The organism is Sphingorhabdus sp., from assembly GCF_044239045.1.
Taxonomy (GTDB): Bacteria; Pseudomonadota; Alphaproteobacteria; order Sphingomonadales; family Sphingomonadaceae; genus Sphingorhabdus_B.
On sequence record NZ_JBIICD010000015.1, the window covers coordinates 59,555 to 69,242 of the forward strand.

Below are 9,688 nucleotides of genomic sequence, written 5' to 3' on the forward strand. Positions count from 1 at the left end.
ACCGGGCTTCAGGCTGTTCCGCGTGTGAGCAGCCTGACCGGTACAGGGGAAATGCTGGGCGTTTCGCCTTTGAGCACGGCGATCAACGCTTCGACCAGCATTTCGCCAGCTTGCACATAATCCTGCTCAATCGTTGTCAGTGGCGGCTGCGCATAAGCGCCCATCGCGATACCATCAAACCCGATGACGCGCACATCCTGACCAATATTGATATTATATTCCTCGAGCGCGCGCATGGCGCCTAGCGCAATAAAATCATTCGCACAGAACAAACCGTCGAAAGCAATTTCGTCGCGGATAAGGTCCTGAACTGCGGCGTAGCCTTGGTCTTCACGCACCGCGTTTTCGGGGAGCGGCGGACAAATGGGCGGCATCCCCTTATCGGCCATCTGCGCCATATAGGTAGTCAGCCGGTCCTGAAATTGCGGCTGCTCGCTATTGGTGGGGCCAATATAGGCAATATTTTTACAACCCTTTTGCAACAAATGATCAATCGCCAGTTGCGCGCCTTGCACATTGTCGCTTTTGATCGAAATCAGATCTTCTTTGCTGGCGCCCCAGCAGATCATCGGCGTTTTGTGCCGGGCATATTCACCAAAAAACTGCCAACCTGCGATATTCTGACCGCTGCCAATGACTATCAGACCATCGGACTGTCGGCTGCCGGTGTAATTGGCGAAGAAATTTGCTGGGGAGTCCTGAAATGAGATGATCAGATTATAGCCGCGTTCAGAAGCTGAGGCCGCAATGCAGCCCAATAAGGACAGATAAAACGGGTTTATATTGGCTTTATTCTCACCCTGCCGACACAGGATAACAAGGGCGATGGAATATGTCTGCTGCGTGCGCAGTCGAAGGGCGTTATGGTCAACCGAATAATTGAGCTCGTTTGCAAGCGCGACGATGCGCGCGCGCGTGGCTTCGTTGACTTTCTTATCCCCCCGCAAGGCACGCGATACCGTGGGCTGCGATACCCCAAGCATCGCCGCAATCTGATGTGCTGTAATGCGCCCCTCTTTACCCATGCAATGCTGTTAGCACTGCCATGCGGTCAAGTCACGCAGCGAGGGCCGTTTCGGGTGCAACAAATGCAAGGCTGAGGCTTTCGGCAACCGCTTGGCTTGTAACTTTACCCTGATGCACGTTCAAGCCCGCGAGCAAGCCGCGTCCCGTTTCTGTGCTGCTTTCCAGCGCTGCTATGCCCTTATTCGCAAGCGCCAAGCCATAAGGCAATGTCGCATTGTTGAGCGCGGCCGCGCTGGTCTGCGGGACCGCACCTGGCATGTTTGCGACGCAATAATGAATGATGCCATCAACAACATAAGTGGGCTCGGCATGCGTAGTGGCGTGCGATGTTTCAAAGCAACCACCTTGGTCAATAGCGACATCGACCAAGACCGCGCCGGGCTTCATCCGCTTCAACATTTCGCGAGTCACAAGGCGCGGCGCGCTTGCACCTGGAATAAGCACGGCGCCAATGACCGCGTCGGCAATGCTGATTTCGTGGTCGATAGCTTCAAGCGTCGAATAGCGCGTGCGCACCCGTCCGTTGAACATGTCGTCGAGTTGGCGCAGGCGGGGGATCGAGCGGTCAACGATAGTAACCTCCGCGCCAAGGCCAACAGCCATCCGTGCGGCATGTGTGCCAACTACGCCGCCGCCAAGCACAGCCACTCGGCCAGCGGCCACACCCGGCACCCCGCCAAGCAAAATGCCTGCACCACCTTCGCTGCGGCGCATGGCTTGGCCAGCGGCTTCAATGGCAAGGCGACCTGCAACTTCGCTCATGGGTGCCAACAGGGGTAGGGCGCCACGATCATCGGTCACGGTCTCATAGGCAATGGCGGTGCACCCGCTGGCGATCAGGCCCTTTGCTTGTTCGGGGTCGGGCGCAAGATGCAAATAAGTGAAAAGCAATTGGCCCGGGCGAAGCTGCACCCATTCGCTAGGCTGGGGTTCTTTGACCTTAACGATCATGTCGCAGCCAGCGAAAATCTCTTGTGCTGTCGTGACGATTTCTGCCCCGGCGGCGCGATATGCGTCGTCATTTGCCATGATGCCAGCGCCGGCACCTGATTGCACCACCACCTGATGACCAGCGGCCACATATTCGCGGACGGCGCCGGGCGTTAGGCCAACGCGATATTCATGAACCTTGATTTCGCTCGGGACGCCAACACGCATGCTTTTCTACTCCTCATAATTATATGGGAAAGATTAGCATCGTCGTGACGCCGAAACTGTGCAAAGATTCGACTTAATTGAACAATTGATGCATATATTCGTCGCGTTTCTTTAAATGGATGAAAATAATATGCAGCTTGATCGGACAGATCGTAAATTATTGGGTGCGTTAGTGACGAATGGCCGCGCGACTCAGATGGAACTGGGGGAGGCGGCAGGATTGTCCCCAAGCGCGGCGGCGCGGCGGCAAAAAGCCTTGGAAGATGAAGGCATATTGCGCGGCTATCGCGCCGATGTAAACTTGCGTAAATTGGGTTTGGGGGCGACGGTGATGGTCACAATCACCCTAGACAGCCAAAGCGAGGAGGCGATGGCTGCGTTTGAGGCGGCGGTCGTCAACAGCCCGTCTACTATTCGGTGTCATCTTATGAGTGGGCGGAATGACTATCTCCTGGTCGTGCGCGCAGCATCGATCGAGGATTATGAAATCATTCACCGGCAGGAGATCGCCCGCTTGCCGCGGGTCGCACGGATCGAAACAGCATTTGCGTTGCGCGAAGTGGTAAACCGAGCAGTGCCTCCTCGTCTTTTTGACACATAAAGCGGCTTCAACGGCAAGATCATGCGCGGGTAGAATTGCGACGACTAACGCGCCGCATATGGTGCTTAGAGCAGGTCAGGACTGTGACTGTTTTGTCACATGCCAAAAAAAGGACAAGGATGTTGCGACAAAATTGCTTGCTTGGGGCATGCTTTGATGTTTTTGTGCACCTGCACAATGATAAGCATAGGTAAAGGCAAAGCCAGCCATTGCTTGAGCAGACAGATTTAGCGGGTTGAGAACGGCAACTGTCGATACTGGCGCAATGCGCGGCTATCAGACGAGTATCTATTGTACCTAAGAAGGGGTAAAATTATGCGTAATTCCATTTTGAAGTTGGCAAGCTTAAGCGTCGCGGTCAGCGCGATCGCAATGTCGGCGCCTGCCTTCGCGCAAGATGAAGCCACTGAAGCGGCTGGCCCGATCAATGTAACTGGCGGCGTCGCTTTGATGTCCGACTATCGCTTTCGGGGCGTATCGCTCTCCGATAAGGATTTTGCGGTTCAGCCCTATCTGGCCGTAAGTCATGAGTCCGGCCTATATGTAGGCGCTTGGGGTTCTAATCTCTCCGAGAATGACGGGGACGATGTTGAGCTTGACCTTTACGCTGGGTTTAGCGGCGGCGACGCGTTAACCTACGACATTGGTGCAACTTATTATGTGTATCCAGGCGTTTCGAACGTCAATTATGTCGAGTTCACTGGGAAACTTGGTTCAACCTTTGGCCCTGCAACGGTGGGTGTGCAATTGAGCTATGTCCCTAGCCAAGACAATACCGGCAATGATGACAATATCTATTTTGGTACAAATGCTACCATCGCAGTGCCAAATTCGCCGTATTCGATCGTAGGTACGATGGGCATAGAAGATGGCGCGTTCACGGCGGGCAGTGAGAAGGTAGATTGGTCGCTTGGCCTGAACGCCGCTGTTGCTGGTTTCACATTGGGTGTCTCTTATGTCGACACCAACCGCAGGACTATCTTTGCACCCAAGGATAGCTCGGCTGGCGTGGTGTTCTCGATAAGCTACGGCTTCTGATACCGCCTCAAGCGTTTTAGGCCTCGCGAAAACGCAGGCCAATACGGAATAGATTCATGCCGGGCTTGACCTTTCAAGTCCGGCATGCGCTTATCAGTCTTCCAAAAAACTGGTGAAAAACAATGTCCGTCAATCTTGCGAATTGGATCGCTGAGCACAAAATCGATGAGGTCGAGTGCATCGTCCCCGACATTAACGGCGTACAGCGCGGCAAAGTTTTGCCTGCAAAGAAATTCCTTTCATCGGTCCGTGACAAATCGCTGCGTATACCGGGCAGTGTTTTCATCTGCACCATTGATGGCCATTATCCTGAAGACATTGCGGATATTTGGGACAAGGATCCGGACAAAATCCTGATTGCCGATCCCGACACAATCTGCGTCGCCCCCGGCTTCAAATCACCGACCGCTTTCGTGATTGCCGATGTCCTGAATAGTGACGGCACTGAGGTCGAAATCGCCCCGCGTGCGATATTGAAAAAAGTGCTGAAGATGTATGCCGATCGCGGATGGAAGCCAATTATGGCGCCTGAGGTCGAATTTTACCTTGTCAGCCAAAATGTAGACCCGGACTTTCCATTAGTGCCGCCTACCGGCTCCAGCGGACGTGCGGAAACCGCAAGCCAGCCTTATGGGTTGGAGGCGATGAACGAATATGAGGACATTATCGACCACATCTATGATGATTGTGAGTTGATGGGCCTCGATATCGACACGATGATCCACGAAATGGGTGCGGCGCAGCTTGAGGTCAACTTCATCCATGGCGACCCGTTAAAGCTGGCGGATCAAGTGTTCCTGTTTAAACGCACTGTCCGCGCGGTCGCAAAACAGCATGGGGTCTACGCCACCTTCATGGCGAACCCGATGGCGGAACAACCTGGCAGCGCCATGCATATTCACCAATCGGTCGTAGATGCCGAAACTGGCCGCAACCTTTTTTCCAACGCCAATGGCCGCGATAGCGCATTGTTCCGCAGCTACATTGCTGGTCTTGTAAAATTCATGCCGCAAGTGTCGCCATTATGGGCACCCAATGTGAACAGCTTCCGACGGATGCGCCCGGACAGCGCCGCGCCGATTAATGTCCAATGGGGTGAAGATAATCGAAGCTGCGGTTTCCGCGTGCCTATTTCGGATAAGGCTAACCGCCGCGTCGAAAACCGCCTACCTGGTGCAGATTCCAACCCTTATCTCGCCATGGCGGCGTCTTTGGTCTGCGGCTATATCGGCATGGTGGAGCGAATGGTGCCTGCCAAAGCAATCACGGGCAGCGCCTATAACCGCGCCCGTACCTTGCCCCGCACCTTGGAAGCGGCCTTGGATCGCTTCAGCGCCTGCAAACCGGTGCGCAATCTACTTGGCGAAGAGTTTTTCGACATCTTCTATGCGGTCAAGGACTATGAATTGTTCAATTACCAGTCAGTTGTTTCAAGCTGGGAGCGCGAGCATTTGTTGTTGAGGGTGTGATGCGGAGCGTTACGTCAGTTTCGTGCAGATCTCGTCATGCTGAGCTTGTTTCAGCATCCATTCCGCAAAACGAAGCGTCGCTATTTAGGCATAAATGGACCCTGAACCAAGTTCAGGGTGACGAAAGAAAATGAGAGCTTCGAGTGACCTAGCCAACAGCTATTACGCGGCGACAGCACAGGCTTGGGAAACGCAAGCTTCCTTGGCTTCTGCAGAAGACTGCGACATAGCCGTTATCGGCGGCGGATTTTCCGGCCTGTCTGCTGCTTTGGCCTGCGCCGAAAAAGGCCTTTCGGTTATATTGCTTGAGGCCAATAGCATTGGCTTTGGCGCTTCGGGGCGCAATGGTGGGCAACTCATCCCCGGCCTACGCTGGTCGATGCGCGAGATCGACGTCGAGTTTGGCCGCGCGCGCGCGAAAGCTATATTCGATTTGGCATATAGCGCGGTCGGCCGGGTCAAGAGCCGTATCGCCGAGCATCATATTCCGTGTGATGCAAAAGTAGGGCATTTGGAAGCGGCGTATAAGGCAGCGCATTTCGATACTATGCGGCGCGATGCTGCGTATTTGGCAAAGCATTTTAGTTGGGAAGCGGAGATCGTCCTGCCCAAGGATATCGGGCAGCATATTAACGGTGGTGGGTATCACGGCGGCATTTACGACGCCCAAGGCGGGCATTTCCATCCGTTGAATTACGCACTTGGCCTAGCAAAGGCGGCGCAAAAGGCTGGCGTGCGGATATATGAAAATACGGCAGCCCAAGCGCCTGTCGATAGAGGAACGCATGTCGAGATACGGGCAGGGGCAGGAGCTTTGACCGCCAAGCATGTCATCATGGCCGCGGACACTTGGACGGGGGGTATCGCGCCCGAGTTGAGCGGCTACACCGTCCCTATTATGAATTATAACATCGCGACTGCGCCGCTGCCTGATGCTGATCAGTTACTCCCCAGCGATGCGGCGATTGCCGACAGCAGGTTCGTTCTGAACTATTTCCGCTTAAGCGCAGACAAGCGCCTGATTTTCGGCGGTGGCGAGAAATATGTGCAGCAACCGCCCAAAGACATAGCGGCATTTGTGCGCAAACATATGGTGCAGGTGTTTCCGTCGCTAGCCCAAATACCCATTGATTATGCGTGGGGCGGTGCCGTTGGCGTCACCATGAACCGGCTTCCGCATATGGGGCGAACAGGAAATGTGTTTTACGCGCATGGTTTTTCTGGCCATGGTGCGCTTGTGACAACGCTGGCAGGGGAATTGATGGCAGAGGCGGTGGTTGGCACAATGTCACGCTTTGATTTATTCGCGAACTTGCCGCACAGCCGCTTCCCCGGTGGAAAATGGCTGTCACGACCATTGGCAACGCTTGGGTTGCTCTATTACGCGATGCGGGACCGTTTATGATCGATCGCCAAGCCATTAGCGACATGCGCGACCGCGAAGTAGCGCATTTCATCGCCGCGAACCCGAAATCAAAGGCGCAGGCGGAAAAGGCACAGGGATGGTTTCAGGGCGTTCCCTTTCATTGGATGCTGGATTGGTCCACGCCGTTCCCGATCGTCGCTCAGACGGCTTCTGGCGCGACGCTGACGAGTATTGACGGGCAGGTCTTTGATGACTTTTGCCTGGGCGACACCGCCAGCATGTTTGGCCATTCACCTGCACCGCTCGCTAAGGCGATAGCCGAACAAGCGGGGCAGGGATTAAGCTATATGTTGCCTACCGCAAAGGGCGCGGAGCTTGGGGCGATGCTCACCGAGATGTTTGGCCTGCCGCAATGGCAAGTCACCACCACAGCCAGCGAAGCGAACCGCGCGGTCATCCGCTGGTGTCGCGGGATTACAGGACGCGACAAGATTTTGATATTCAACGGCTGCTATCATGGCGCGGTCGATGATGTTTTTGTCGATTTGCGCGATGGGCAAGCCGTGAACCGGCCAAGCTTGATTGGCCAAGTGCAGGACTTGCTGCCCACGACAGTGGTCATCGAATTTAACGATGTGGATGCGTTGGCCGCTGCTTTGCGTGGCGGTGATATTGCATGCGTCTTGGCGGAACCGTTGATGACCAATATCGGCATGGTACGTGATGCGCCGGAGTTCCTGACGGAATTGCGAGCGCTTTGCGATGAAACCGGCACGATTTTGGTGTTGGACGAAACGCACACGATTTCATCCGGCTATGGCGGACATAGCAACACCCATGGACCAATGCCCGACATATTGGTCGTGGGCAAATCCATTGGCGGCGGCGTGCCGTGCGCGGTTTACGGCTTTACGGCCGACATTGCGGAACGGATGGCGGCGCTCAACGCATCACGTCCACCGGGGCATAGCGGGATAGGCACGACCTTATCAGCCAATGCGTTGGCCATTAGCGCGATGCACGCGATGTTGGGGCAGGTGATTACGCGGGATGCTTATGCCCATATGCTGTCAATCACGGAGCGACTGGTATCGCAGCTGCATTCAGTGATTGCAGCGCATAGGCTGGATTGGCATGTCAGCCATGTCGGCGCGCGCGTTGAATGGGGCTGTTCGGCCGTCCCGCCGCGCAATGGCAGCGAAGCGCGCGCAATGATGGATCATACATTGGAGAGTAGCATCCACCTCTATCTCGCCAATCGGGGCATCTTGCTCGCACCCTTCCACAATATGATGCTGGTCAGCCCGGTGACGCAAGCAGCGCAGGTTGATCGTCTCGCTGCGGAGTTGAACAATGCGCTGACTGAGCTATTAGTATTCGAACATTCGGGCGGACGGAAATGACATCATGACAATCAAACGCGCAATATCATCCGCGACCATCGCGCCACGCAGCGAGGCTGAGGCATTTTTCGCCGCGCATCCTGATATCGACTCGATAGAGATGATCTACACCGACTTTGGCGGTGTCCCGCGTGGCAAGCGCTTGCGCCAACATGAGGTGTTGTCCGTTTACGAAATCGGCCGCTTTTTCCCGGGCTCCATCGCTGTGGTCGATATCACGGGGCAGGATACGGTCGAAACGGGCCTTGTGTGGGAAGATGGTGACGCAGACCGTTCGATGAAGCCCATTCCCGGCACCTTGGTCCGGACCCCTTGGGCGGGTGAAAATGCCGCGCAATTCATGGTCGATTTTTATGAACTGGATGGCCAGCCGCATGATCTTGACCCGCGCCATGTGCTTGGCCTTGTCGTAGACCGTTTTGCCGAGATGGGCTTGACGCCCGCTTTGGCAGTGGAGCTGGAATTTTACTTGCTGGACCCAAAGCGCGCACGCGACGGCTCCATCCGTCCAGCGCGGCCAGAATATAGCGGCGAAACCCCGCAAATGGTTGAAGTCTATGGCCTGCGTGAGCTTGATGATTTCCGTCCTTTCTTCGATGAATTATATGAAACATGCGATATTCAAGGGCTTCCGTTGGAATCGGCAATCTCCGAATTTGCGCCCGGACAATGTGAGCTGACTTTGCGCTATAAGCCCGACGTATTGCGCGCCTGTGATGATGCGATCATGTACAAGCGCGTCGTCAAGGCCGTGGCGCAGGCGCATGGCCTTGAGGCGACGTTCATGGCCAAACCATTTGCCGAACAGGCAGGCTCCGGCATGCATATCCACGTGTCGATGAACGACAAAGACGGCAAAAACCTGTTCGCCGCAGATGACCCCGAAGGCACGCCGATGTTGCGCCATGCCATTGGCGGGATGATTGCCAGCGTTGGGGATTGCTTTGCGCTGTTTGCACCGCATGCCAACAGTTATCGTCGGTTCAAGGCGAACAGCTATGCGCCGGTTGCGCCAACCTGGGGCGTCAACAACCGCACCGTATCCTTCCGCATTCCGGCTGGCCCACCCTCAAGCCGCCATGTTGAGCACCGCGCCTGCGGTGCCGATGCCAACCCCTATCTTGCGGTGGCGGGTGTATTGTCGGGTATGCATCATGGGATCGCGAACCAGATTGACCCCGGCCCAGCGGTTGTTGGCAATGGCTATGACCGTGATGGGTCTGGCGATGATAAACCACCAAGCAATTGGTTTGCCGCGGTAGACCGCTTCCACGGCTCCAAATTGTTGCGGGACTATCTCGGCGATCGTTTCGTCGACATGTTCACAATTGTGAAGCGCGTAGAACAGGATCGCTATTTCGGACAAGTGCCGAGCATCGATTATGATTGGTATTTGCGCAACGCTTAGGGTCGCGGCCAGTTAAATCCAACGTTGCGGCGGCATTTGTCAAAACCCACAACCGGTCTTGCAATTCGATAAGGTCACGGCCATATGCGGCGTGGGAGTCGGATGGACGTGGCACTCGCCAACCTGGTCAGATCCTGACGGAAGCAGCCACAACGAATTCGCTGCGGGTCATTCGGCTCCTACTTTTCCCCGTGTTTCGGTGGAGAAGACTTCGACAAA

8 protein-coding genes and 1 other RNA gene are annotated in these 9,688 nt (G+C 55.3%); 7 read left to right on the forward strand and 2 right to left on the reverse strand.

The window, feature by feature from the left end:
* Positions 1-8: 8 nt before the first annotated feature.
* Positions 9-1,025: a LacI family DNA-binding transcriptional regulator gene (locus ACILP4_RS07570; RefSeq protein ID WP_395620126.1), complete on the reverse strand. Its 1,017-nt coding sequence runs from the start codon at positions 1,023-1,025 to the stop codon at positions 9-11.
* Between the two features lie 31 nt (positions 1,026-1,056).
* Positions 1,057-2,184, reverse strand: coding sequence for an alanine dehydrogenase (gene ald / locus ACILP4_RS07575; protein ID WP_395620127.1), 1,128 nt, complete (start codon positions 2,182-2,184; stop codon positions 1,057-1,059).
* Positions 2,185-2,314: 130 nt separating this feature from the next.
* Here ald and ACILP4_RS07580 point away from each other — a divergent pair, with 130 nt between their 5' ends.
* From ACILP4_RS07580 to ffs, 7 genes are all read left to right on the forward strand, one after another.
* Positions 2,315-2,785 carry an Lrp/AsnC family transcriptional regulator gene (locus ACILP4_RS07580; protein ID WP_395620128.1) on the forward strand — a complete coding sequence of 157 codons (471 nt, stop codon included), beginning with the start codon at positions 2,315-2,317 and terminating at the stop codon, positions 2,783-2,785.
* Positions 2,786-3,100: 315 nt separating this feature from the next.
* Complete coding sequence (locus tag ACILP4_RS07585) at positions 3,101-3,823, forward strand: TorF family putative porin (protein WP_395620129.1); 723 nt, start codon at positions 3,101-3,103, stop codon at positions 3,821-3,823.
* A gap of 122 nt (positions 3,824-3,945) precedes the next feature.
* Positions 3,946-5,292 (forward strand): glutamine synthetase family protein, encoded by a 1,347-nt coding sequence (locus ACILP4_RS07590; protein WP_395620130.1) that lies wholly within the window; start codon positions 3,946-3,948, stop codon positions 5,290-5,292.
* A 130-nt stretch (positions 5,293-5,422) separates the two neighbouring features.
* On the forward strand, positions 5,423-6,697 hold the full coding sequence (locus ACILP4_RS07595; protein WP_395620131.1) for an NAD(P)/FAD-dependent oxidoreductase: 1,275 nt from the start codon (positions 5,423-5,425) through the stop codon (positions 6,695-6,697).
* Positions 6,694-8,061 carry an aspartate aminotransferase family protein gene (locus ACILP4_RS07600; RefSeq protein ID WP_395620132.1) on the forward strand — a complete coding sequence of 456 codons (1,368 nt, stop codon included), beginning with the start codon at positions 6,694-6,696 and terminating at the stop codon, positions 8,059-8,061. Before ACILP4_RS07595 ends, ACILP4_RS07600 begins: the two co-directional genes overlap by 4 nt.
* A gap of 4 nt (positions 8,062-8,065) precedes the next feature.
* Complete coding sequence (locus ACILP4_RS07605; protein ID WP_395620133.1) at positions 8,066-9,469, forward strand: glutamine synthetase family protein; 1,404 nt, start codon at positions 8,066-8,068, stop codon at positions 9,467-9,469.
* Between the two features lie 91 nt (positions 9,470-9,560).
* Positions 9,561-9,655: signal recognition particle sRNA small type (gene ffs / locus ACILP4_RS07610), an RNA gene on the forward strand.
* Positions 9,656-9,688: the final 33 nt, after the last annotated feature.